General features: G+C 68.2%; 22 protein-coding genes and 2 pseudogenes. 11 read left to right on the forward strand and 13 right to left on the reverse strand.

Features of this window, described 5'->3' with window-relative positions; all coding sequences use genetic code 11:
• Nucleotides 1–379: 379 nt before the first annotated feature.
• The 3 genes from aceE to NAG42_RS22600 all read right to left on the reverse strand — a co-directional run bounded on the left by aceE (nt 380) and on the right by NAG42_RS22600 (nt 4,211).
• The gene (gene aceE, locus NAG42_RS22590; protein ID WP_250032777.1) at nt 380–3,049 is read right to left on the reverse strand and encodes a pyruvate dehydrogenase (acetyl-transferring), homodimeric type; all 2,670 of its coding nucleotides are present in this window, start codon (nt 3,047–3,049) and stop codon (nt 380–382) included.
• 30 nt (nt 3,050–3,079) lie between these two features.
• A complete protein-coding gene (locus tag NAG42_RS22595) occupies nt 3,080–3,727 on the reverse strand; it encodes a TetR/AcrR family transcriptional regulator (RefSeq protein ID WP_250032778.1) in 648 nt (215 codons plus the stop codon).
• A 136-nt stretch (nt 3,728–3,863) separates the two neighbouring features.
• A complete protein-coding gene (locus NAG42_RS22600) occupies nt 3,864–4,211 on the reverse strand; it encodes a sigma-70 family RNA polymerase sigma factor family protein (RefSeq protein WP_250032779.1) in 348 nt (115 codons plus the stop codon).
• Between the two features lie 89 nt (nt 4,212–4,300).
• On the opposite strand from NAG42_RS22600, the gene NAG42_RS22605 reads away from it, so the two are divergent.
• On the forward strand, nt 4,301–4,651 hold the full coding sequence (locus NAG42_RS22605) for a hypothetical protein (protein WP_250032780.1): 351 nt from the start codon (nt 4,301–4,303) through the stop codon (nt 4,649–4,651).
• 241 nt (nt 4,652–4,892) lie between these two features.
• Here the strand turns inward: NAG42_RS22605 and NAG42_RS22610 are convergent, their stop codons facing one another.
• Both NAG42_RS22610 and NAG42_RS22615 read right to left on the reverse strand, forming a co-directional pair.
• Nucleotides 4,893–6,326: an NAD(P)/FAD-dependent oxidoreductase gene (locus tag NAG42_RS22610; RefSeq protein WP_250032781.1), complete on the reverse strand. Its 1,434-nt coding sequence runs from the start codon at nt 6,324–6,326 to the stop codon at nt 4,893–4,895.
• Nucleotides 6,327–6,435: 109 nt separating this feature from the next.
• The gene (locus tag NAG42_RS22615) at nt 6,436–7,005 is read right to left on the reverse strand and encodes an NADPH-dependent FMN reductase (protein ID WP_250032782.1); all 570 of its coding nucleotides are present in this window, start codon (nt 7,003–7,005) and stop codon (nt 6,436–6,438) included.
• A gap of 246 nt (nt 7,006–7,251) precedes the next feature.
• Between NAG42_RS22615 and NAG42_RS22620 the strand changes: the two genes are divergently transcribed.
• The 6 genes from NAG42_RS22620 (at nt 7,252) to sigJ (NAG42_RS22645) (ending at nt 11,990) form a co-directional block, all read left to right on the forward strand.
• Nucleotides 7,252–8,157 carry a universal stress protein gene (locus tag NAG42_RS22620; protein ID WP_250032784.1) on the forward strand — a complete coding sequence of 302 codons (906 nt, stop codon included), beginning with the start codon at nt 7,252–7,254 and terminating at the stop codon, nt 8,155–8,157.
• 182 nt (nt 8,158–8,339) lie between these two features.
• On the forward strand, nt 8,340–8,702 hold the full coding sequence (locus tag NAG42_RS22625) for a sigma-70 family RNA polymerase sigma factor family protein (RefSeq protein ID WP_250032785.1): 363 nt from the start codon (nt 8,340–8,342) through the stop codon (nt 8,700–8,702).
• 81 nt (nt 8,703–8,783) lie between these two features.
• Nucleotides 8,784–9,692, forward strand: coding sequence for an RNA polymerase sigma factor SigJ (gene sigJ / locus NAG42_RS22630; protein WP_250032787.1), 909 nt, complete (start codon nt 8,784–8,786; stop codon nt 9,690–9,692).
• A gap of 151 nt (nt 9,693–9,843) precedes the next feature.
• A complete protein-coding gene (gene sigJ, locus NAG42_RS22635; protein ID WP_250032788.1) occupies nt 9,844–10,749 on the forward strand; it encodes an RNA polymerase sigma factor SigJ in 906 nt (301 codons plus the stop codon).
• A 64-nt stretch (nt 10,750–10,813) separates the two neighbouring features.
• Complete coding sequence (locus tag NAG42_RS22640; protein ID WP_250032789.1) at nt 10,814–11,002, forward strand: hypothetical protein; 189 nt, start codon at nt 10,814–10,816, stop codon at nt 11,000–11,002.
• Between the two features lie 91 nt (nt 11,003–11,093).
• Nucleotides 11,094–11,990: an RNA polymerase sigma factor SigJ gene (gene sigJ, locus NAG42_RS22645; protein WP_250032790.1), complete on the forward strand. Its 897-nt coding sequence runs from the start codon at nt 11,094–11,096 to the stop codon at nt 11,988–11,990.
• A 53-nt stretch (nt 11,991–12,043) separates the two neighbouring features.
• Here the strand turns inward: sigJ (NAG42_RS22645) and NAG42_RS22650 are convergent.
• The 4 genes and pseudogenes from NAG42_RS22650 to NAG42_RS22665 all read right to left on the reverse strand — a co-directional run bounded on the left by NAG42_RS22650 (nt 12,044) and on the right by NAG42_RS22665 (nt 15,329).
• Nucleotides 12,044–12,718: pseudogene (locus NAG42_RS22650) on the reverse strand (IS5 family transposase).
• A gap of 124 nt (nt 12,719–12,842) precedes the next feature.
• Nucleotides 12,843–13,274, reverse strand: a pseudogene (locus NAG42_RS22655) (transposase); the annotation flags it as partial.
• 42 nt (nt 13,275–13,316) lie between these two features.
• The gene (gene qcrB / locus NAG42_RS22660) at nt 13,317–14,903 is read right to left on the reverse strand and encodes a cytochrome bc1 complex cytochrome b subunit (protein WP_438872433.1); all 1,587 of its coding nucleotides are present in this window, start codon (nt 14,901–14,903) and stop codon (nt 13,317–13,319) included.
• Between the two features lie 78 nt (nt 14,904–14,981).
• Nucleotides 14,982–15,329, reverse strand: coding sequence for a hypothetical protein (locus NAG42_RS22665; protein WP_250032791.1), 348 nt, complete (start codon nt 15,327–15,329; stop codon nt 14,982–14,984).
• 299 nt (nt 15,330–15,628) lie between these two features.
• Here NAG42_RS22665 and NAG42_RS22670 point away from each other — a divergent pair, with 299 nt between their 5' ends.
• A complete protein-coding gene (locus tag NAG42_RS22670; RefSeq protein WP_250032792.1) occupies nt 15,629–15,985 on the forward strand; it encodes a DUF3099 domain-containing protein in 357 nt (118 codons plus the stop codon).
• Nucleotides 15,964–17,052, forward strand: coding sequence for a hypothetical protein (locus NAG42_RS22675; protein ID WP_250032794.1), 1,089 nt, complete (start codon nt 15,964–15,966; stop codon nt 17,050–17,052). Before NAG42_RS22670 ends, NAG42_RS22675 begins: the two co-directional genes overlap by 22 nt.
• Nucleotides 17,053–17,245: 193 nt before the next feature.
• Here the strand turns inward: NAG42_RS22675 and NAG42_RS22680 are convergent, their stop codons facing one another.
• From NAG42_RS22680 to NAG42_RS45010, 3 genes are all read right to left on the reverse strand, one after another.
• Nucleotides 17,246–17,746 carry a cupin domain-containing protein gene (locus NAG42_RS22680; RefSeq protein WP_250032795.1) on the reverse strand — a complete coding sequence of 167 codons (501 nt, stop codon included), beginning with the start codon at nt 17,744–17,746 and terminating at the stop codon, nt 17,246–17,248.
• 26 nt (nt 17,747–17,772) lie between these two features.
• Nucleotides 17,773–18,708 (reverse strand): NADP-dependent oxidoreductase, encoded by a 936-nt coding sequence (locus NAG42_RS22685; protein WP_250032796.1) that lies wholly within the window; start codon nt 18,706–18,708, stop codon nt 17,773–17,775.
• Nucleotides 18,709–18,783: 75 nt separating this feature from the next.
• Entirely contained in the window at nt 18,784–19,638 is an 855-nt protein-coding gene (locus NAG42_RS45010; RefSeq protein ID WP_250032798.1) for a helix-turn-helix domain-containing protein, read from the reverse strand.
• Nucleotides 19,639–19,970: 332 nt separating this feature from the next.
• On the opposite strand from NAG42_RS45010, the gene NAG42_RS22695 reads away from it, so the two are divergent.
• On the forward strand, nt 19,971–21,215 hold the full coding sequence (locus NAG42_RS22695; protein WP_250032799.1) for a PucR family transcriptional regulator: 1,245 nt from the start codon (nt 19,971–19,973) through the stop codon (nt 21,213–21,215).
• A 234-nt stretch (nt 21,216–21,449) separates the two neighbouring features.
• Here NAG42_RS22695 and NAG42_RS22700 read toward each other — a convergent pair whose 3' ends face one another.
• Nucleotides 21,450–21,779, reverse strand: coding sequence for a TraR/DksA family transcriptional regulator (locus NAG42_RS22700; protein WP_250032800.1), 330 nt, complete (start codon nt 21,777–21,779; stop codon nt 21,450–21,452).
• Between the two features lie 587 nt (nt 21,780–22,366).
• Here NAG42_RS22700 and NAG42_RS22705 point away from each other — a divergent pair.
• Complete coding sequence (locus NAG42_RS22705; protein WP_250032801.1) at nt 22,367–23,125, forward strand: CBS domain-containing protein; 759 nt, start codon at nt 22,367–22,369, stop codon at nt 23,123–23,125.
• Nucleotides 23,126–23,215 lie beyond the last annotated feature (90 nt).

The following is a 23,215-nucleotide window of genomic DNA, read 5'->3' on the forward strand; positions in this document are numbered from 1 at the left end:
GTTCGAGAGGCTCGCTGCCTTCACCGCAGATAGGCGAGCCGCACCCGTACCCGGCGCTGCGGTGATCGACCGGTGGCGGCGCCATCAGATCGCGGCGTCACCTCCGACACGAAGCTTCTGCGCGAGGCGTTCCGGATCCGGCCGGCCGGTCGGCGTGCGTGCCGTCGCGGTCGCCCGCTCGACGTGTGCCGGGGCACTGTCCGCGACCTTTCGCAGGCCGGATGCCGCGCAACGCGGCGGCTGTGGTGTCAGCGGTCAGTCCACCCGTCATCAACGATCCACGCCTTGCTCACGCCGACCGAACGAGACTGATCTTCACCTCATCGGGGACCTCGCCACCGAGGATCCGCTGATCTGCGACGGCAAAAAGGCCGGCCGGTCACAGCGCATACATAGCGCGGGCCTTGGCGACGATCCCCGGCTCGATCTCACCGCACCGGGCCAGCGCGGCCAGCGCCGCGACCACAATGGACTGTGGATCGACGCCGAAGTGCCGGCGGACTGCCTCCCGGGTGTCGGACAGTCCGAATCCATCGGTGCCGATCGAGTTCCAGTCCTGCGGCACCCATTGGCTGACCTGATCCGGCACCGTACGCATCCAGTCGCTGACGGCGAGGACCGGGCCGGCCGCTCCGGCCAGGACCGAGGCGACAAACGGCACCCGCTCCTCCCCCGCGGCCCGGGCGGCGTCGCTGGCCTGGCCGTCACGGCGTAGCTCGCTCCAGGAGGTGACGGACCAGAGATCGGCCGCCACACCCCAGTCGGCGGCCAGCAGGCGCCGGGCTTCGAGAGCCCAGTGGACAGCAGTGCCAGAGGACAACAGCTGCAGGCGCGGGGCATCCGGCGGTGGCGGCGTGGTGATGGCGTGGTCTTCGGGCAGCCGGTAGAGACCCCGGAGGATGCCCTGCTCCACCTGCTCCCCCGCCGGCTGGCGCGGCTGGATTTTCGGCTCGTTGTAGACGGTCAGGTAGTAGAAGACGTCTTCGGCGTCCGGGCCGTACATCCGGCGTAGGCCCTCGCGGACGATGACGGCGATCTCGTATCCGAAGGCGGGGTCGTAGGAGATCGCGGCGGGGTTGGTCGATGCGATCAGATGCGAGTGGCCGTCTCCGTGCTGCAGGCCTTCCCCGGTCATCGTCGTGCGCCCGGCGGTGGCGCCGATCAGGAAGCCGCGGCCGAGCTGATCGGCGAGGGCCCACATCTGGTCGGCCGTACGTTGCCAGCCGAACATCGCATAGAAGATATAGAACGGGATCATCGGCTCGCCGTGCGTGGCGTACGCGGTGGCCGCCGCGGTGAAGTCAGCCATGGAGCCGGCCTCGGTGATGCCCTCGTGCAGCACCTGGCCGTCGGTGGCCTCGCGATAGAAGAGCAGCGTGTCGCGGTCCACAGGATCGTAGTTCTGGCCGCTGGGCGAGTAGATGCCCACGCTGGGGAACAGCGACTCCATGCCGAAGGTGCGGGCCTCGTCGGGCACGATCGGCACCCACCGTCGACCGGTCTCCGGGTCGCGCATCAGGTCCTTGAGCACCCGCACCAGGGCCATGGTGGTGGCGATCTCCTGCCGGCCGGAGCCCTTGGCCAACGCCGCGAAAGCCTTCTCCGGCGGCTCCGGCAGGGCGGCCGCGTATACCCGGCGGACCGGCGTGGGCCCGCCCAGCGCGGCCCGGCGCTCGTGGAGATAGCGAACCTCCGGCGCGTTCTCGCCCGGATGGCCGTACGGCACCAGCTCAGCGTCCAGTTCGCGGTCGGTGATGGGCAGGTCGAGACGGTCGCGCAAAGCCCGGAACTCGTCGCCGGTCAGCTTTTTCATCTGGTGGTTGGCATTGCGCGAGGTGAAACCCGGGCCCAGGGTGTGGCCCTTCACGGTCTGCGCCAGGATCACGGTCGGCGCGCCGCGGTGCTCGACGGCCGCCCGGTACGCGGCGTGAATCTTGCGCGGTTCATGTCCGGCGCGCGAGTCGTGGAAGGATTCGACGATCGACTCGTCGGTCAGCCGGGCCGCCATCCGGGCCAGTACGGGGTCGGCGCCGAAGAAGTGGTCGCGGATGTAGCCGGCCTCGCGGGCCGCGTACGTCTGGAACTGTCCGTCCGGAATCTCGCCGAGCCGGCGCGCCAGCGCGCCGGTGGTGTCGAGGGCGAACAGGTCGTCCCACGCCGCGCCCCAGAGGGATTTGACGACGTTCCAGCCGGCCGCCCGGAACTGGGCCTCCAGTTCCTGCACGATTCGGTGGTTGGAGCGGACCGGGCCGTCGAGCCGCTGGAGGTTGCAGTTGATCACGAAGGTGAGGTTGTCCAGGCCCTCGCGGCCGGCGAGGCCGAGCGCCGCGGTCGACTCGGGCTCGTCCATCTCGCCGTCGCCGAGGAACGCCCAGACCCGCGCGGCGGAGGTGTCCTTGATCCCGCGGTGCTGCAGGTAACGGTTGAACCGGGCCTGGTGGATCGCCGCCAGCGAACCCAGGCCCATCGACACCGTGGGGAACTCCCAGAACCACGGCAGCCGCCGAGGATGCGGGTAGGACGGCAGGCCGTCGCCGCCCACTTCCTGGCGGAAGCGGTCCAGGTGTCCCTCGGTGAGCCGCCCCTCCAGGAACGCCCGGGCGTAGATGCCGGGCGACGCGTGACCTTGCAGGAACAGCTGGTCACCCGATCCGTCGAGGTCTTTGCCGTGGAAGAAGTGGTTGAATCCGACCTCGTAGAGCCACGCCGCGGAGGCGTACGTGGAGATGTGCCCGCCGAGACCGTACCGGCTACCCCTGGTCACCATGGCGGCGGCGTTCCAGCGGTTCCACGCCGCGATGCGGCGTTCGAGGTCCTCGTCGCCGGGAAACGCGGGCTCGGCCGCGGTCGGGATGGTGTTGACGTAGCCGGTCGTCAGCAGTTCCGGAAGCACCAGACCCGACCGCGTGGCGTGGTCGAGAGTTCGGCGCATCAGGTAGGAGGCCCGTTCCGGACCGGCCGCGGAGGTGACGGCGTCCAGCGAGGCAATCCATTCGCCGGTCTCCTCGGGGTCCCGGTCCGGTACCTGGTCCAGGGGTGAACCGCGCATATCAATGCCACCTTCTCTCAACGATGCGTGTCACCTGATTTGCTCCACCAGGCCCAGCGGCCTCTGCACGTACGCGAGCGACATCTCGTACACCAGGTCGGCCATCTCCTCGGCCGGGACCCGGCAGCCGTCGTTGAGCCAGGACTTGAGGAGCAGGAACATGCCGCCGCTGCGGTAGTCGATGATGTAGCCGAGCAGCGGCGGCGTCCCGACGTCCTCACGCCCGTACCGGGCGAACATGCTCATCAGCTCGCTGATGTGGATCCGGATCCGCTCGATCAGCTGGTCACGGTTCTCCAGCCGCATCACCAGCCGCAGCGATCCCGCGTGTCGTTGCCACTCCACGAATGCCGCGACGAGCAGGTTCCGCAGGCCGATCCGCTGGGGGTGCGCGGGCGACGGCACCAGCGCCGCCCTGATGCCGGCGAAGATGTCATCGAGATGGCTGAGCAGCAGGTCTTCCTTCGAGGAAAAGTGCAGATAGAACGCCTGGCGGGAGACGTCGGCCCGGGCGGCGATCTGGCTGACCGTGATCTTCGACAGCGATTCGCTGCGCAACAGCTCGATGATCGCGTCCTGCAGCACCTTGCGGGTCCGGCGGGCACGCCGGTCCCGCCGCTGGTCGCGGCCCGCGCCGCGGGTCAGCCCTGAGCTCATCGGGAACTTTTCTCTCGCCATCGTGACCATGGAAGAACGACGGATGAGCGCGACGCAATGTGACATCCTCCGCGCTGCTGCTGATCAACACCGGCAACTGGGGCGCCTGCGGACGAGTTCGCGAGCCCGTCGCGGTGTGGCCCGTGGTGCAGCCGGCTCACGGCCGACACCACCTCCGCAACTTCGCCGGGGCGGTCACCGCCCACAGGTTCACCACCCGGTCCCCGCCGGTCGCGACGATCAGCACCGCGAGAGCCGCGCCGTTGCGGCGGACAACCAGGCTGGGACTGCCGTTGGCCGGCTCCACACTGACCTCCCCGCCGGACACCCGGAGCAGGGTCAGCGCGACCTCGGTTACCTGATCGGTGCCGGAAGCGGTCTTCCAGGGTCCGCCGTCGCATACCGCACGAACCCCGGCGTGCAGCTCGGCCCGGAAGGCAGCCCGGTCGTTGCGCCGGGCGGCCAGCGCCAGTCTGCGGACGATCCCGCCCTGTTCTTCAGTCATGACGACATCACCCACCTTTGACGAATGAGTGGGGGTGGCGTGTGACATCCGGGTCAGATGCCCGGACGGGCCGCCGTGAGTGTCAACCTGTGAAGGACACCTGCGCCCGGGTCGGTCTCTGGCAATTCGGCGCGGGACACCAGCTCGTCACCTACCAGCATGCTGACGCCACGACCGAGTGGCTCGACGGCTTCGCCGTCCGGCGGGACAGCTACCCACGGATCCCGTCGGACGACCACACTGCCTGGGGCCGGACGTACGGGTTCACGACGGAGGTGGAAGGCAGCCGGAGTTTTACGGTCGAGCCGTACAGCCCGGGCGACACGTACGCATTGGCGGAGGAAACCTTCCTCGAGGGCCCGTCCCGACTGATCGACGACCGGACCGGCGCTGTGGTCGGGACCGCCGTCACCTCGGTCGCCGGCGACCCCGGAGGATAGCCGTCGACCTCGAGACCCGTGCCCGGGTCGAGGCCGACCGTGCACACCACTGCGGATGAACTAAGCGGCACCCAGACGTCCGCGCCCGGCCCGTCCTCCAGGGTCGGTCGCCATTCACACCAGCAGGGCGACGGGAACCCCGCCGCTGCCACGGTTGACCAGACTCAGCGCCTCGTTCAGCCCGAACGTCCGAGTCTCGGAAGCCGCAAGATCCCGCTCTCCAGCATGGCGCTGAGCACGGTCAACTGGCCGGCGTCCGGGTGCACGACGTGATAGTGGTTCTCGATGCCCCGGACTCCGGCCGTCGTCCGTCATCTTGGGGGACGTGTTCGAGCAGTTGCGGCAACGGCTTGATGGGTGTTCCCGGGTCGCCGCCGGTGACGAACTCGTGACGGGGCTGTTGCACCGAGGCCAGCGACACGATGTCCCGGCCGGACACCAGCGCGGTCAGCCAGACCGCCAGCGCCCGGATCTTCCGCTCCCAGCTGGGCACCGCCAGCACGTGGTATCCCCGGTGCACCAGCCAGGCCGGCAACCCCTTGATGACGATCCCGCGGTACTGGAAGATGCCCCGGCCCAGGCCCAGCGTGGCGACTGTGCCCAGGCTGTGGTGCACGTACTGCTTCGCCTTCCGCCCGCGCAGGGTGGCGACGAGGTTCTTCGCCAGGAGCTTCCCCTGCCGGACGGCGTGCTGGGCGTTGGGCACAGTGGTGACCCCCGGCCGGTCCGCCGCCAGGTCCGGGACCGCCGCGTCGTCGCCGGCCGCCCACGCGTCCGGCACCGGCTCGTCCTCGGTGCCGACCCGCAGATCCGCCCGTACGACGAGCATCCCGCGCTCGTCGATGGGGAGATCGGTGTGGTTGTGCACCATGGGGTTCGCGGCGTTGCCGACGGTCCACACGATCAGTTCGGAGTCGAACTCCTCCCCGGTCGACAGGACCACGTGGCCGTTGTCCGCGGAGACCAGTTGCGCGTTGAGGTGGACGTGCCCCCCGCGCTTCTCCAGCGACTGCACCACCCACCGGCCGGGCTTGTCAGTGACCTCGGGCAGAATCCGGTCCCGGGCCTCCACCAGGTGGAACTCCAGCTCGGCGAGATCGATCTCGGGGTACGCCCGGACCAGCGACGTCGCCAGCGACAACAGCTCACCGAAGCCCTCGACGCCGGAGAACCCGCCCCCGACGAACGTCACCGTCAGCAGTTGACGCCGGCGCGGCCCGGGCTCGAGAGCCGCGGCCTGGTCGAAGGCGGTGAGCAGCCGGTCGCGGATAGACACCGCCTCTTCGACGTGTTTCAGGCCGATCGCCTGCTGCGCCACGCCCGGAATGGACAGCTTACGGGTCACGGCACCGGCCGTGACGACGATGATGTCGTAGCTGAGCGGGAACTCCGGGCCTTCGGCCGGCCGTACGGTGACCGTCCGGTGCGCGTGGTCCACGGCGACGACCCGGCCCGGGACGAGCCGGGTGCGGCGCAGATGCTTGCGCAGCGAGACCGCGGCGTGCCGGGCCTCCACCGAGCCGGCGAGCACCTCGGGCAGAAACGGCTGATACGTCATGTACGGCCGCGGATCCACCACCACCACACGAGCCTCGTCGCGCCGGAGTTTCTTCTCCAGCTTCCATGCCGTGTAGAAGCCGGCATAGCCACCGCCCACTATCAGAATCGTTTTCACGTCAACACGACGGGTGCCGCCCGGGCGTTTGTGACGGCTGTCGGCGTGCCTGTCACGGGCGTCACTCAGGCCGGGCGGCGGCACCGGCCGCGCCGCCGCCCCCTGCGCATCAGGCGTGGACCGGAAGGCGAAGCGGCACGAGCGCGTTGCTCCACGCGATGGTCTCGTCCAGCACCTTGTGGAGTTCAGCCGTGTGCCTCTCCGCCGGGCGGAAGATGCTGAAGTTCTCGAAGTCGGTCGCCAGGTGGAGGGCCACCAGTGCCCGCACGTCGGCCATCGCCAGTTCCGCGACCACCGCGCGCAGGTGGTCGATCGCCCGGGATCCGCCGTACGCTCCGTAGCCGACGAAGCCGACGGCCTTGTTGTTCCACTCCTTGTTGAGGAAGTCCAAGGCGTCCTTCATGGCGCCCGACGTGAAGTGGTTGTACTCCGGCGTGACGATGATGAAGCCGTCGAACGAGGCGATCTTCTCCGCCCAGGCCAGCGTGTGCGGCTGCGAGTACTGGTCCATGGCCGGCGGCACCTCCTCGTCGAGGTGCGGCAGGCTGTAGTCGATCAGGTCCAGCAGCTCGAACTCGGCGTCGGTGCGGGTCACGGCGACCTGCTGAACCCATGCGGCCACCTGATCGCCCACCCGGCCCGGCCGGGTGCTGCCGAGGATGATTCCGATCCTGGTCATGACGACTCCTTTTATTCTGCCAGTCGAACGCTATTTCTGGAAAAGGTAAAGACGGCCAACGGCGACGGCAATGTCACGTCCGGCCGGGGGTCAATTAGCTGACGAAATGACGCAGCCGTCCCTGCGTACCGGGACTGGACAAACGCCGGCCGGCGACCGGCCTCTGGGGAGCCGGGATCGACGAGATGTCACGGCCGGCGGGGCTGTCCCGTCATACCGGTGACCGATCAACCTCAGGGGGACGACATGACTACTGCGATCACACGGGTGCTCGTCGGCATCGACGGTTCCGAACAGTCCCTCGCTGCGGTACGCGCAGCCGCTGCCGAGGCGGCACGTCGAAAGGTTCCTCTGCATATCGTTCATGCCTTCGTCTGGTCGTCCCTGCACGTCTACGTCGGGCCGGTGGCCCCCGACCTGCCCGCGACCGGCCTGCGACATCAAGCCGAGGACCTGCTTGCCGAGGCGGAAGCCGAGGCCAGGAAGACTGCGCCGCAGGTACTGGTCGGTACGCATCTGATCGACGGTGCCGCCACGCAGGTACTCCTCGAGGAGGCCGATCCGGCCACCTTGCTGGTACTCGGCGATCGGGGCCTCGGCGGCCTCAGCGGACTGATCATCGGGTCGGTCGCTGTGCACGCAGCCGCCCGTGCTCGCTGCCCGGTCCTGGTCATTCGCGGTGCCGGGCCGACCGCCGGACCGGTGGTGGTCGGCATCGACGGCACCAACCAATCCGATCTCGCGCTCGGCTTCGCGTTCGAGGAGAGCGCGCAACGCTCGGTGGAACTGATTGCTCTGCATGTTCGGGACGGTTCGCCGGGGCGGTCGGACGGCTTGATCACGGACGGGCAAACGCTCATCGATGCTCTCGCCGGTTGGCGGCGGACATACCCCGACGTCGTGGTCAAACCGGAAGTGGTGCGTGGGCACCCGCGACACGAACTGATAGCGAGATCGAGACAGGCGCAGTTGATGGTGCTCGGCGCTCACGGCCACGACACTTTCAAAGGATTGTTGCTCGGCTCGGTCAGCCAGACTCTGCTCTACCACTCCGCCTGCCCAGTCGCCGTCGTCCGCGCTACTCTGCCCACAAATGGCGTCCAGCGCCTCACGCGGGCGGTTTCACCGAGGCACTCACCGGGGCACCCGTAAGCCAGCCCTGATAACACCTGAGAAGGCTTCGTCGTCCAGCATCACCCGAGCGGCCTGAGCAATGACCGGTCTCCCGACCCGACGGTGGGCCTTCGACGTCGCCGATCTCGGCCACGCTGCTGAGGCGTTCGGCAACACCGATCCCGATGTCCCACTCGGTCCCCCCATTTCGTCAAGTGGTCATGGTGTCGTCGAACGAGCAAGACCCGATCGTCCTGGCGCTGGCGCTGGCTGCCCAGCGCGACGACCGGGCCGCCTTCCGGGCCGAGCTGCACGCCGAAGTCTCGGCGATCTGTGACGGTGGGCCGTGGCACGCCGCCTTCGGTGTCGACCAGGTGACCGATCTCGCCCTGCTCCTGCTTCAGGAGAACGGCACGGAGCTCACCGTCGAGATGGCCAACGGATCTCCCGCTCTGGTGGTACGCCGGGCCGGCGTGGCCCTGGCGGTGCTGGCCGTCGAGACGCACGCGGGCCGGGTGGTGAGTCTGTGGGCGGTGACCGCTCCGGCGAAGCTGCGCCGATGGCATCGCCGTGAAGAACCGTGAGCAGCTGAGGGACGGATTCCGGCGCTGTCCAGCCGTACGGCATGCATGTCACACACCGTCGCGCAATAACGTCCTCTCTTCATGAGCAGTGAATCCACGAAGGACGAGAGTGCCGCGAGCCGTGAAGAGGAACTGGCGCAACGGTACGAACGCGCTCGCCCGCGATTGATCCAGGTGGCGTACTCGGTACTGGGCCGTCGCGGGGAGGCGGAGGACGTGGTTTCCGAGGCGTGGTTGCGGCTCGTCGCGGCCGACCGCCGGGAGCCGGTGGTCGACGTCGAGGCGTGGGCCGGCGTCGTGGTCGCCCGAGCGGCCTTCGACGTCCTGCGCTCGGCGCGGATGCGCCGGGAGGTGTATGTCGGACCGTGGCTGCCCGAACCGATCGTCGAGCAGTTGCCCGGCACCGTGAACCCGGCGGACCGGGTCACCCTGGACGACGCCGTCAGTTTCGGGTTGCTGGTCATGCTCGAATCGCTGACTCCGGCCGAACGTACGGCGTTCGTGCTGCACGACCTGTTCGGGATGCCGTTTCAGAAGGTGGCCGAGGCGGTCGGTCGTTCACCCGACGCGGTCCGCCGGCTCGCCTCGCGGGCCCGCGCGCACATGCAGGCCGGCCGGCCCCGGATCAAGGTGGACGCGTCCCAGCACGAGCGCACGGTCACCGCGTTCCTGAAGGCGGCCGCCAGCGGTGATCTGAACGGTCTGCTCGCGCTGCTGGACGAGTCCGTCGTGATGACCACCGATGGCGGTGGCAAGGTCACGGCCGCGCGGCACCCCGTGGTCGGCCGGCACAAGGTCACCCGCTTCGTCCTCGGGCTCGCCGACGGCGTCACCGGAAAGCAGAGCGTACGGCCGTTGAACGTCAACGGCGCCCTCGGCGTCGGCCTGTACGAGGGCGACGTCCTCGACAGCGTGGTCTCGTTCACCACGGTCGGTGAGCGGGTCGCCCGCATAGACATCGTGCGCGCGCCGGAGAAACTGCCGACCTGAACCCCGGTCACCTGGGTGTGTCCAGAACACGAGAAAGGTGATGATGAGGCATTTCCTAGCGAGGCTCCGGCAATTGAGGCACCGGCGAGACGAATTCGTCAATGTGTCAAACGGAAGATCCATCCGCCGCTCGGCGATCCTATAATCAGGCATGTCACCAGATCCGGAACCGCCCGCGGGTGATGCCGTCGCCGTCTTCCAGATGCACCGTGGCATGTTGCTGGGGCTCGCCTACCGGCTGCTCGGCAGCTTCGCCGATGCGGAGGACGTCGTGCAGGCGGCCTGGCTGCGCTGGTCGGACACCGACCGTACGGTGATCGAGGCCCCGAACCGGTTCCTGGTGACCGTGGTCACCAGGCTTTCCATCGACATGATGCGACTGGCGCACCGCCGCCGGGAGACCTACGTCGGCCCGTGGCTTCCCGAACCCGTCCACAACGGGGACATGCGGTCGCTCGAGCCGGCCGACACCGTCGCGCAGCGTGAGACCCTGTCGCTGGCCATGTTGCGCATCATGCAGCAGCTCTCCGCCCCCGAACGCGCGGTGTACGTGCTGCGGGAGGCCTTCGATCTGCCGTACCGGGAGATCGGCGAGATCCTCGGGCTGAGCGACGCGAATGCCCGGCAACTACATCGGCGCGCAGCCGGCCACCTGAACACCGGCCAGGACCGGTTCGCCACCGACCCGGAGATCCACCGTGACCTGGTGGAGCGGTTCCTGTTCGCGGCCCGGACGGGCGAGCGGGACGCCCTGGAGGGCCTGCTGGCCCGCGACGTGACGTTGTGGGCCGACGGCGGCGGCCGGGCCAGCACCGCGCTGCGGCCGGTTACCGGCGCCGAGCGAGTCTCCCGCCTGATGATCGGCGCGTTTGCCAAGCGGCACCCGACCGGCCTGATCGTCCAGGTCAACGGACAGGCGGGGCTGCTTCTCCAGCACGACGCCGAGGAAGTGGCGGACGTGAATGTCATCGCATTCGAGATCTCCGGCGACCTGATCACCGGCATCCAGTGGATGGCCAACCCGGACAAGCTGACCAAGCACGGCCCCGTGCGGTAGACCGGCGGCCAGGGTTGTCACAGATCCGCGGGGCCGCTCCGTCTTCATAGCGAAGGAGGCCCCAATGATCATCGTGACCAGGGCCCACGCGCTGCGGGTCGCCCGCCGGGCGTACGGGCCGGACATCGCCGAATCGCTGCGAGAACACCTGCCCGAGCGACTCGACCTGGACAGCGCTGCCGACCGCAACCTGTTGTTCCAGCTCGGTATGACCCCGGACCAGCTGGCCAGCGCGATGGGCGCCGAGCTATGACGAAAACCGGACGACTGCCCGCGGACCGGCTCGCGATCGGCATCGAGCAGACCTGGGTGCGCGGGACCCACCCGAGGAGCGTGGACGTGCCGTGAGCCGTGACGATGAACTCGCTGAGGCGTACGACACCGCACGTCTGCGGCTGACCCGCATGGCGTATTCGATCCTGGGCAGCCACAGCGACGCCGAGGACGCCGTTTCCGATGCGTGGCTGCGGCTAGTCTCCGCGGACAACCGCGAACGCGTCCTCAATATCGAGGCGTGGAGCACCGTCGCCGTCGCTCGTGTCGCCTACGACGCGCTGCGTTCGACGCGGTCACGCCGGGAGACCTACGTCGGTCCGTGGCTGCCCGATCCACTCGTGGAGCACTTGCCCAGCGGGGTCGATCCGGCCGACCGCATCACCCTCGACGACACCGTCAGCTATGCGCTGCTCATCGTGCTCGAGTCGCTGACCCCGGCCGAGCGTACGGCGTTCGTGCTGCACGATCTGTTCGCGTTGCCGTTCCAGGAGGTCGCCGCCGCGGTCGGCCGCTCCCCCGACGCTGTCCGCCAGCTTGCCTCGCGGGCCCGAAGCCACATTCGGGCCAGCACACCGCGACTGAAAGTGGACGCGGAGAACCACCGGCAGACGGTGACCGCGTTCCTCGACGCGGCGGCCGGCGGAAACCTGCAAGGGCTGCTCTCGTTGTTGGACCCCGGCGTCGTCACGACATGTGATGGCGGCGGCCAGGTCAGCGCCGCGCGGCGGCCGGTGGCCGGCGCGGACAAGGTCAGCCGGTACATCATGGGTCTGTTCACGATCGCCTCGGACCGGGAGGCGAGGCTGGTCATGGTGAACGGCGCGCTCGGCTTCGCCTGCTTCCGCCACGGGGTGCTGGACTTCGTGGCGTCGGTGACCACCGTGGCCGGGCAGATCGCCACCATCGACATCGTGCGGGCGCCGGGCAAGCTCGAACAGGCGTTGGCAGACGGCCGGAAGCAATGAGCCCGACGGGCTGAGCATCTTGCGGCCGTCGTTCGTCGTGCGTGTAAAAGCTCCTAAAAGGATCTCCTGGCGGTCCAGTTGATCGGTCGCCGCCAGCAGATCAGGACGCAATCGAGGCCGACCAGGCCGTCGTGGATGTCGAGGGCCAGGGGGAATGCATCGCTGCTGTAGCCCTTGTCGGCCAGCAGCGTGTCGAACCGGCGGCGTGGCCGCCCGCGGCGGCCGGCGATCGGCGGGTAGCCGTCGAGCACGTCGAGGGCGCGGCTGATGTCAGGCACGTTCGCGGCGGAGGTGAGCACATGGATCCGGGGTGCCGTGGCCGTCGCAGATCAGGTGATGCTTGGAGCCGGGCTGGCCGCGGTTGACCGGCGACGGGCCTGTTCCGGCACCCCTTTTTTCGCGTCGATGTGGCTGCCGTCCATCGCCGCCCTCGACCAGTCGATCCTGTTCGCCGCGTTCAGTTTCGCCAGCAGAATCTGGTGCACCTGGTCGAACACGCCGGTCTCGGTCCAGCGCACCAGCCGCCGCCAGCACGTCATCCCGGAGCCGAACCCGAGCTCCTGCGGCAGGTCTTCCCAGCCGATTCCGGTGTGTAACACGAATAAGATGCCCTGCAGACACAGTCGATCCGGCAACGGCCGCGGGCCAGGCGCCTTATCCGGCCACGGCGGCAGCACTGGCTCGATCAGCTTCCAGAGGTCGTCATCGACGATCCACGCCTTGCTCATGACCGGCGAACGAGACTGATCTTCACCTCGTGGCGCTGATCAACCTCGATTCAGCAGATCGTTAGGAGCTTCAAAGGGAAACGCACACCGTGCCAACCACTCTCGTGGTCGGCGAACACCCTGCGCGGGGTCGTTGTTTCGGGCGGCCCCGCAGGCCGCGGATCGGTGGGATGGCGTCGATCAAGGGCAGCAGTTGGGTGACGTCGTTGCGGTTGCCGCCGGTCAGGATGACCGCCAGGGGTAGTCCGCTGGCGTCGGTCGCGTGCGCCAGGTCCAGCAGGCCTGCAGCGCGCAGCTCGGCCAGGACGGCTTCGTGCAGCTGTTGCAACACCCCGGCTTGGTGCCACTCTTGCAACCGGCGCCAGCACGTCGCACCGGACGCGCCGAACCTGACGGTGGGTAGATCGTTCCAGCGCATGCCGGTGCTGATGACGAACAGGATCCTTTCCAGCGCGGCCCTGTTGTCGGTCCCGCGCCGGCCCGGGAACCGGTAGCGGCGCAGCGGCACCGGGATCAACCCGATCGAACGACGCCACGCCCGACCGAGCCCAGGCATCCCCCGCGGACCGTCAGCAGAGCGTCCGCAGTCCTTGCCCCGTCACAACTGTCGCTCCAGATCAGGCTGCGGCTCATCAGCTTGGGAAGGCTCGCTGCCGGCCCGCGGCCGCTCGATCGGGAAGAAGAAGCCCTTGGTCGCCGGGGCGAGTGCTCCCACCCGGTTCATCTTCTTGGGGACTGCCCAGCCCGAGTAAGGCAGAGGCTCCGTCGAAAGGTGTTGGTGCACCTCGGCGAAACCGCCGTCGGGAAGCCGGCGGATGATGCCGGTCTCGACCCCGTGTGCCAGCACCTGACGGTCGTGCTGTTGCAAGCCCAGACAGATCCGGACAGTGATGAAGTAGGCCAGCGCCGGGCCGAGCACCAAGGCTATGCGCCCGCCCAAGACCATTGCGTTCACGCTGATGTGGAACTTGTCGGCGATGATGTCGTTGATGCCGGACACCGCCGCGACGAGGTAGAAGGTCACGGCCATCGCACCCACGCCGGTGCGCTCCGGTGCGTCCCTGGGTCGCTCGAGCAAGTTGTGCCACGAGGTGTCACGGCGCAGGCGCCGCTCGATGTAAGGATACGCAGCCGTCAAGGTCAGCATCCCGCCGAAGACGACCACACCGGGCCAGAACACCGGCGGAATCGAGTAGCCGTCGCCTATCGGGATGGTGATCTGCCACGCCGGGAAGATGCGCAGCAGCCCGTCGAGGAACATCACATACCAGTCGGGCTGGCTCGACGAGGCCGCGTCACTGCCGGACGAGGGACCGTACAACCAGACCGGGTTGATCTGCAGTACGCCCGCGATCAGGGCCACCACGGCGAACACGATGGAGAAGAGGCCGGCGCGCTTCATCAGGACGCGGGGGAACAGCCGCTCGCCGACCACGTTGTTCTCGGTCCGCAGGGGGCCCGGGAACTGGGCGGGCCGTTGCCTCATGGACAGCAGAGCGGACAGGCCGGCGACGGCCAGCACCAGTCCGGGCAGCAGGAACGAGTGCAGGACGTTGAGGCGCTCGATGATGACGGACCCCGGGTATTCGCCGCCGAACAGCGACGCCGTGATCCAGGTGCCGGCGACCGGGATCGAGAGCATGATGGCGTGCGCGATGCGCAGGCCGGTGCCGGAGAGCCCGTCGTCGGGCAGGCCGTAACCGCTCCACCCCTCGAGGAACGCCAGCACGAACAGCAGGACGCCGATGACCCAGTTGGCCTCCCGGGGTCGGCGGAACGCTCCGGTGAAGAACTTGCGGAGCATGTGCAGGATCAACGAGGCCATGAACAGCAGCGCCGCCCAGTGATGCATCTGCCGCACGAACAATCCCCCGCGCACTTCGAAAGAAATGTCCAGAACGCTCTCGTACGCCTTTGAGACCTCAGTCCCCCGCAGAGCGACATAGGGTCCGTCATAGGCGACCGGTTGCATGGACGGCTCGAAGAAGATGGTCAGGAACACCCCGGTGATCAGTAGTACGACGAACGAGAAAACCGCGATCTCGCCCAGCAGGAACGACCAGTGGTCCGGAAAGACCCGGTTCATCAGCGATCGCAATGGAGTCGCGATCTTGTATCTCGCGTCGACCTCGGCCGCCATCACTGGAACTGGATTCGGCCGGCGCTTTTCCTTTTTCGTCGCCATATTGTCAGGACGTGCCAGCCGCTCCAGATGTGACACCGAATGCGGCGCCGTCGGCTAGGTCACAATATTCTCAACCTGTCACAAGGTGCCGGACATCTCGGAAACGCGGGGGCGGCCACCACTCCGAGCAGGGACACGGGCATGTCGCTGTTTCAGTCGAGGGGTCAGCGCCAGCAGGCTGACCGCCAGCAAGAACTCCACGATGAGGGAGCCGCTGATGACATGAGCCGCTGACCCGTCGAAATGCAACTCCTGATAGACGAAGTGGCCGGCCGTATAGATGGCAAAGGCAACCAGTGATGCGCGGACCATCTGATGATTCAAACTGACCGCGGCGAACAGCAAAGCGCCGATCAGCCCCAGGCCGAGGCCGGCCACATCGAACAAGTACTGCCAAACACCGATGGCGGACTCCGAAACGATCAACAATATGATCCCGGCTCGCAGCCATCGGCGTGTACTCCTGACACGGATGCTCATTCCATGAAGACGGTGCAGAGCCGGCCGATGTGACGCGGCATGAGCCGCATCACTCGTGACGCGACCCGGCACGCTGCCCCGTTGTGTTTCTCGTCCGGTTCGGCCGACGAAAGACGTGTCAGGCCCACCTCCGCCGAACCGGCTCGAATGACGTGTCACATCCACCGACGCCGGCTCGTCATCTTTGCTGAACGCCCGACTTCGCCATCGAAACACGCATGATGAACCCAATCGGAGCTTCCGTCGTGAACAAGTCCTCGAAGCAGCCCTTTCTCATCACGAGCGCGGCCCGGAGTCAGGAAGAACTGTTCCGCGCCCGACATAGGCGGTACCTGCTGATGATGAGCGGGCGCGCCGGCCTTCTCGTCCTGGGCACCGTCGTGGTCAGCGTGCGCCCCCCAGTGATGTGGCCGTGGCTTGTGCTGTGCGTCGCCGGCATGGTGCTGCTGCCCTGGATCGCCGTCCTCGTCGCGAACGATCGACCGGCTCGACCCACAACCGAACGCGCCGCTTCCACACTCGCCGATGAACCGAGGCAAACCGCCGACCGGGCCTCCGCCTTGAAGAAAAGGGAAATGACATGTCCGACAATCTGGCCGTGATGAGCAACGACTATGAGCGTTTCCGCCTGTCGAGCGAGGCGATCGCGGAATGGGAGGACGGTGCCCGCACCGACGACCGCGCCGGATCGTACGAGTGGTGGTATTTCGATGCGCACCTCGCCGACGGTGCCAAGATCGTGGTCGTCTTCATGAACAAGGACCTGGGTGCGGCAACCGAACCGCTGTCGCCGCAGCTGCGGGTCAACCTCGAACTGCCCGACGGCACCATGTCCAACCATGTCATCGCGGTGCCGGCCGACCAGTGGTCCGCGGAACGCGACCACACCGACGTCCGGATGGGATCAGAGAACCGGTTCTCCGGCGAAGGCCTGCGCGAATACCGGATCCAAGCCACAGCGGGCCCGGTCGACGTCGACTTCACCCTGACCGCCGACGTCCCGGCCTGGCGCCCGGCAACCGGCCACATGCTGTTCGGCCCGGATAAAGACCTCGAATTCAATTGGCTTCCGGCAGTACCGCAAGGCACCGTGACCGGGGCGTACACAGTGGATGGCCGGCGGCACGAGACGACCGGCGTCGGGTATCACGACCACAACTGGGGCAACGTCGGGATGCAGAAGATCATCCACGACTGGTATTGGGGTCGCGGGCAGGCCGGGCCCTACACGGTCATCGCCTCGTTCATCACCGCCGCCCCGAAATACGGCTACGACGAGATCCCCATCTTCATGCTGACCCGCGACGGCCGGATCATCGGTGACGACCCCACGAAGACTGCCTTCGAGCCGCAGCAGATCTACACCGATGACGAGACCGGCAAACCAGTCGCGAACATCGTCCGCTACCGCTACGTCGATGCCGACGACACCTACGTGGTCACCTTCGATCGACAGCGCGACCTGGCGCGCAACCCGATCACCAAGGACCTGCCCTTCGTCAAGCGCATGGCGGCCCGGCTGGCCGGGTTCGACGGGGCCTATCTACGGTTCGCCGGCTCACTGACCGTCGAGCACTTGAAGGCCGGCCGGTCCGTCGAGGAGTACACCGAAGAAGCCATCTGGGAACTCATGTACTTCGGGCACGCTCGACCCCGTACGCAGCGATGAGGACAAGCGTCTTCTCGGCGGCCCGGTGCTGCGCTTCCGGCGTACACGCGAAGCTCCGGCACGCCGTACTCGTCCGCCTGCCCTCCTGCCGCGGTGATCTCGTCGACCGGTACGCGCTGGCGTGGCGTAGGGAGGCGAGGAGCGGTCAATGGATTCCTGCCGGTTCCCGGATGACGACGGTCCGCCGACGTGACTACAGGAACTCACTGCGGTACGTGGGGGCCAGTTCGGCAGCGCGGCGGCGGCGCTCGGCGAGCTCGTCGGGCGACAGCTGAGGCGGTGGCGCGTCCTTGCCGGCGATCACGTCGCCGATCCGCAGGAAGTACTCGTCCTGCCCGGCCGGGGTACACATGCAAAGCATCCGGGCCGGCGCGCCGGAGACGTTGCGGAAGTTGTGCGGCGCGTTGGCCGGGATGTTGATCGTCGACCCGGCCCGGACGGTGTGCTTCCCGCCCCGGAACATGAACTCGATCTCGCCCTCGAGGATCGTGAACATCTCCTCGAAATCGTGCCTGTGCGGGGGCGGGCCGCCACCGTCGGGGACGCGCATATCGATCAGGCAGTACTGGCCGTTGGTCTGCTCGCCGGTGATGAGCATGGCGTACGTGTTGCCGACCAGCGAGACGTACGTCGTGCTCGGGTCGTCCGGATGGGCCACGGTCAGCGAGCGGGACGGGTCGTCATCGGGAATCATTGCTGGGGCTCCTTCGAAGAGGCGGGTCAGAGCGTGACGATGGTCTTGCCCGGCAGCTCGCTCGCGCCGGCCTGGGCGTGAAGTGCCGACAGGTCGGCCAGGGCGACCCGCTGGGCGACCTCGACGCGCAACTCACCGGTGTTGACCCGAGCGACCAGGTCGGCGAGCTGGTCGGCGTCGCTGCGGACGAACAGATCGATGCCGCGAACGCCGCGCTCCTCGTCGGAAGGGGCTGGCATCCAGACGGTGGTGTTGACCAGGGTGCCACCGTCCCGGATCAACGAGACCAGCGCGGCCAGCTGTTCCGGGGAAACCGGCGCGAGGTTCAGCACGAGGTCGACCGGCTCGGTCACCGCCGCGGTCACGTCGGTGGTGGTGTGGTCGACAACGTCGTCAGCGCCCGCGGCTTCGACCCGCCCGGCGCTGCGCGGACTGGCCGTGGCGATCACGTGGGCGCCGGCCTCCTTGGCCAGCTGCACGGCGTATCCACCGACCGCCCCGCCGGCGCCGTTGATCAGCACCCGCTGACCGGCGGTCAGGTTTCCGTGGTCGAACAGCGCCTGCCACGCGGTCAAGCTCACCAGCGGCAACGCCGCCGAGTCGGCCAGCGGGATGTTCTTCGGTGCCCCCGTCAGGATGTCGGCCGGCGCGATCACGAACTCCGCCGCCGCACCGGCCGCCGTCATCGGCAGGAAACCGATGACCCGGTCGCCGACCGCGATCTCGTCCACGTCGTCACCGAGCGCGTCGACCGTGCCGGCGACGTCGATGCCGGGCGTGTGCGGGAGCTCGACCGGGATCGGGCCCTGCATGAAGCCCGCCCGGATGTTGCCGTCGACGCCGTTGAACGACGTCGCGGCGACCCGGATCCGGACCTGACCGCTGCCGGGGGTGGGCTGCTCGACATCCTCGTACCGAAGGACCTCGGGACCGCCGAACTCGTGAAAACGCACTGCTTTCATCGCTGAACCTGCTTCCGTGGAACGCCGTCGAGGTGTTGCTGGAGACGTCAATCAACTTCGCAGGATTCGACGTGATCAGCCTGGGCCGGGCTGGCCCACCTTGACGATGGCCGGATGCCCGGCGCCGCTGACGATCTCGGCCAGACGCGCCGCATCGGCCGAGCCCGGCGCCGCGGTGAGCATCAGAGCCGCCAGGTCGTCACCCGGGATGGCGAGCAGGTTGCCGACGAGCGTGACGGCGGCGCCGTCCGGATGAACGAACTCAGCACTGCTCTCGTACGCCGTCACCGGTCGCGGCGTACGCCACAGGGTGTCGAACCGGCGGCTTCGGCTTCGCAGCTCGTCCACCAGCGCGGCCAGCGACGCGTCGGCGGGGTAGCGCAACAGCGTGCTCCTCAGCTGGGCGACAAGGACCGCCTCGTGATCGGTCACGTCGGCCGCGGACTGCCGGAAACCAACGAACGGATCACAGAACGTACGCCAGGCGACATTCCACTCCCAGGGATCCCCCGTGACGGCCCAGTGCCCCAGCGCCAGAAACGCGCTGTTCACGGCGACCAGATTCATCGCACCGTCGGAGACGAACATCGGAGTGTCTGTGAACCGCTCCAGCAGCCGCATCGCACCCGGACCGATCTCGTTGGGCACCTGCCCGTCCGCGGCGGCGTACCCGGACAGCGCGCAGAGCCGCTCGTAATCCGCCCGCCCGATCCGGAGCGCACGGGCGATGGCGTTCACCACCCCGGCCGACGGATGGCTGCGCCCCTGCTCCAACCGGCGCACGTAGTCCGCGGACATCCCCGCGAGCTCGCCGAGTTCCTCCCGCCGCAGACCTTGCACCCGACGCCGGCCGACCGGCAGCCCGACCGTTGCGGGATTTGTGCTCTCCCGCAGGTGGCGCACCGCGGCGCCGAACTCGTGATGATCCACAGCTCAAGTGTGCCCGCACAGTCGGGGCAGTGGGGTATTCCCAGCCTCAGGCCGCCCGGTTCAAGGGCCGGACGGAAGCTGGTTGCCACGGCCCTGATCGGCTCTCCGTTGCGAGTGCCGTCCGTACCGGACGTCACGACGCCAGACCTTCCTAGGATCATGAGTTGTCGACCACGGCCGGCTATTCAAGCTGTGGGTAGGTCTCTTGCCGTGGGCGGGCCGGTGACCGCCGAGGCGGCCGCCGTGGAATTGATCTTCCCGCTGCCCGTCGAACCGCTGCCCGTCGAACCTGGGATGCTGGACATCCGGCAACGTCAGACGGGAGGGCGCACATGGCGGACAACAAAGCGCGCCGTAGCCAGCGCCCGGTGGTGGCCGACGGCGACGAGCAGTGGCTCGTCGCCGTCGCCGCCGGGGCTAGCCGTGACGCCGGCGGCGTGCCGGTGGCGTTGCTCGGCGACTACCTGCCGCTGCTGGCCGACGCCGCCATCACCGGCCGTAAACCCAAACGTGCCGAACTGGACGCCGTGGAAGCGCTCGGCCGGCGAGCCGCCGAGCAGGGCATCTCCGCCGGCCGGGTGGTGCAGCTCTACCTGTCCGCCGCCCGCCGGCTGTGGCAGGACCTTCCCGAGGTCGTCCGCAGCCGCGACCGAGAGGCCGTACGAGCCGCCGCGACGGCCGTGCTGCACGTCGTGGACGACGCCGTTGCGACCCTGGCCGAGGGTTACGCCGTCGCCCGTCGCGACCTGGTGCGCCGCGAGGAGGCGCTGCGCCGGGAACTCATCGACGACCTGCTGCGCGGCGACTCCGATCTCGGCGCCCTGGTGGAACGCGCCGAACCGTTCGGTCTCGACCTCGCCCGGGTCCACCAGGTCGCCTTGGCCGCGCCGAGCCGAAGGCTGCCCGACACCGATGCGGCCATCTCCGCTCTTGAAGCGGTGATCTTCGACCGTCTCGGCGACCGTGACGTTCTCGTCGCGACCAAGGACGGGCTCCTGGTGGTCTTGGCACCCGCCGACGCCAGCAACCCCGACTCCGCGCCGCCTCGGCGCAGTGCTGCCGCCGACGACCTCGGACATCTGATGCACGACCAGCTTCGCCGCCTGCCTCGCGGACGGCCATGGCAGATCGCCGTCGGCCGGCCCCACCCCGGCCTGTACGGCATCGCTCGCTCGTACGAAGAAGCCCGCGAGGCACTCACCATGGCCGCCCGGCTCCGCGTGGCTTCTCCTGTGGTCAGTGCCCGCGACCTGCTGATCTACCGAGTCCTGCTCCGCGATCAGCCCGCCATCGTCGAACTGGTCCACGCCGTGCTCAGCCCGCTCACCGGCGCGCGGGGCGGCGCCGAGCCGTTGGTCACCACGTTGCACGCGTACTTCGACACCGGCGGCGTGGCCACCGAAACCGCGAAACTCATCCACATATCAGTACGGGCAGTGACCTACCGTCTCGAACGCGTCCGCACCCTCACCGGCTACGACCCGGCCGACCCCGCTCACCGATTCACCCTGCAAGCCGCAGTGCTCGGCGCACGCGCCCTCGACTGGCCCGAAAGGCCCCTACCGGCATCGGGATGACGAGGACGCGTTCGTGCGGCTGTCATCCGCCGAGCGTGAGAGCTGCGAGGGTCACCCGGGTAACAAAGTCGTTGCTCGACGGCTCTGATGCAGAGCACCGTCGCCGACGACGGTCAGGCCACGGGTGGTGATCGCAGGCGTCGACATCACTGGGCACTCCGCGGCGACGATTTCGCCGGTAGGTGACGGCGCGGGGATGCCGCGCCGCAGAGCGGCACGGCATCCCCGGCCAGGTCACCCCTTGTGCTTTGCCTGGCAGGGCACGCAGAAGCGGGCATGCGGAAGAATCTCGAGGCGCTCCACCGGAATGTTCCGGTCGCACTTCTCGCACCCGCCGTAGGTGCCGTCGGCCATCCGGCGGAGCGCACCGGTGATCTGCTCGATGTTGCGCCGGGTCGTGACCAGCAGCTCCGCCCGGTTGTGCGCCTCGCCGGGGTCGCCGGTGTCGGCGTTGATCTCGGTCAGTTCTCGGAGCCGGGCCGTCTGCGTGGTGAAGTCGTCGGCCAGGGAGGCGCGCAACTCGGCCAGCCGGCTGTGGTCGACAGTTCGATGATCGATACTCATGGTCTTCCTTTCACGGAATGCGGGAAACAAAAAAGGGCCGAAGCTGAGAAGCTTCGCCCTGGCGGCCGTTCAGTGGATGCAACGGTCCGCGGGAGGGCCTCGGCCGGTTCGCGCCGACATCGGGCACATGAGGGTGGATGCGATGGTCACCACCCGGGAGGCCACCGGCACTGGCGTCAACACGCACGCAGCGGCCGCCGGCACCTCAGTGACGGCATGCGGGCAGAACGTGACCGGTGACATGGCTCCACCATAGGATGAGGACCGCCGGAAGCCAAAGCTCCCGGCGCGCAGCGGTCGGCGCAGCGGGTCGAGCGGCGCCAGTTCGGGCGGCACTTCACCCTTGACCACGGTCTGGGCCAGCAGCTGCCCGATGACAGGACCGAGTGCGATCTGAGCGGGCACGGGCATCAGGCCGCATGGCGGCCGTTGCCGACGGTCGGCAAGCAACAAGGAGATAGGTCGCCGTCGCGGACCGTGGTCGACGCGCACCCTCGCGGCGATAATTGACGTAGCAAGTAATGGCGACGAAAAGACTGCGGTACGGGGCACCTGCCCCGCCTCGGACAGTCCGGAGAGGTGTCGAGATGCACTGGCAGGTCGATGACGTGATGACGCACAAGGTGACCACCGTGGATGTGGACACTCCGGTGGGGCAGATCGCGAGTCTGCTCGAACGCGAGGGCATCAGTGCCGTACCGGTGACCGTCCCGACGGGCGGCGTAGTCGGTGTTGTCTCGCAGGCCGATCTGCTCGTCGGCGTCGCGAAGGGCGAGCGGGACAACGCGCGTGGGGGCCGACCGAAGGGAAAGGCCACGGCTCCGCGAGCCAGGGACATGATGACCACCCCTGCGATGTCCATCGGTCCAGCTGCGTCGCTGACCCAGGCAGCCAGAACCATGCAGGACCGCAAGGTACGCCGGTTGTTGGTCACGAGCCCGCAGGGACGACTGCTCGGCGTGGTCTCCCGCGGCGATGTACTGCGCCCGTACGCGCGCACCGACGCAGAGATGCGGCGCGAGGTCGAGGCGGAGTTGCGTCGCCGGATGTGGATCTACCCGGATCAGGTCGGTGTCCGTGTCGCCGCGGGCGCGGTGACGCTGATCGGCGCGGTGGGCCGGCGCTCCACCGCTGACATCATCACCCGGGTGGTCACGGCGGTGCCCGGGGTAACAGCGGTGGCCAACCGCATCCGGTACGACTTCGACGACGCCGATCTGGTGCGCTCCAACGTCAGCCGCACCCACCCGTTCAGCGCCGAACCGTTCCACCCCGGCAAGCAGCGTCGGCGCGGCCGCATCCGCCTCACCACGGGCAGTCGGCGCAGACAGCGCCAGGATGCCTGAGCCCACTCACGCGGATGACACCGCGAGCGGCACTGCAGAATGTCACACCGCAGGCGCATCGCCTCGGAACAATGCGACTGCCGTCGCGCT

It is taken from the genome of Paractinoplanes maris, assembly GCF_023544465.1.
Lineage (GTDB): Bacteria > Actinomycetota > Actinomycetes > Mycobacteriales > Micromonosporaceae > Actinoplanes > Actinoplanes maris.

Bases quoted from the DNA above. Each gene is read 5' to 3' on its own strand.
- NAG42_RS22695 (WP_250032799.1), top strand. From the start codon at position 19,971: ATGGCGGACAACAAAGCGCGCCGTAGCCAGCGCCCGGTGGTGGCCGAC.
- NAG42_RS22620 (WP_250032784.1), top strand. From the start codon at position 7,252: ATGACTACTGCGATCACACGGGTGCTCGTCGGCATCGACGGTTCCGAA.
- NAG42_RS22700 (WP_250032800.1), bottom strand. From the start codon at position 21,779: ATGAGTATCGATCATCGAACTGTCGACCACAGCCGGCTGGCCGAGTTG.
- sigJ (WP_250032787.1), top strand. From the start codon at position 8,784: ATGAGCAGTGAATCCACGAAGGACGAGAGTGCCGCGAGCCGTGAAGAG.
- NAG42_RS22595 (WP_250032778.1), bottom strand. From the start codon at position 3,727: ATGGCGAGAGAAAAGTTCCCGATGAGCTCAGGGCTGACCCGCGGCGCG.
- qcrB (WP_438872433.1), bottom strand. From the start codon at position 14,903: ATGGCGACGAAAAAGGAAAAGCGCCGGCCGAATCCAGTTCCAGTGATG.
- NAG42_RS22705 (WP_250032801.1), top strand. From the start codon at position 22,367: ATGCACTGGCAGGTCGATGACGTGATGACGCACAAGGTGACCACCGTG.
- NAG42_RS22680 (WP_250032795.1), bottom strand. From the start codon at position 17,746: ATGATTCCCGATGACGACCCGTCCCGCTCGCTGACCGTGGCCCATCCG.
- NAG42_RS22685 (WP_250032796.1), bottom strand. From the start codon at position 18,708: ATGAAAGCAGTGCGTTTTCACGAGTTCGGCGGTCCCGAGGTCCTTCGG.
- NAG42_RS22615 (WP_250032782.1), bottom strand. From the start codon at position 7,005: ATGACCAGGATCGGAATCATCCTCGGCAGCACCCGGCCGGGCCGGGTG.
- NAG42_RS22640 (WP_250032789.1), top strand. From the start codon at position 10,814: ATGATCATCGTGACCAGGGCCCACGCGCTGCGGGTCGCCCGCCGGGCG.
- NAG42_RS22600 (WP_250032779.1), bottom strand. From the start codon at position 4,211: ATGACTGAAGAACAGGGCGGGATCGTCCGCAGACTGGCGCTGGCCGCC.
- NAG42_RS22625 (WP_250032785.1), top strand. From the start codon at position 8,340: ATGGTGTCGTCGAACGAGCAAGACCCGATCGTCCTGGCGCTGGCGCTG.
- aceE (WP_250032777.1), bottom strand. From the start codon at position 3,049: ATGCGCGGTTCACCCCTGGACCAGGTACCGGACCGGGACCCCGAGGAG.
- sigJ (WP_250032788.1), top strand. From the start codon at position 9,844: ATGTCACCAGATCCGGAACCGCCCGCGGGTGATGCCGTCGCCGTCTTC.
- NAG42_RS22675 (WP_250032794.1), top strand. From the start codon at position 15,964: ATGTCCGACAATCTGGCCGTGATGAGCAACGACTATGAGCGTTTCCGC.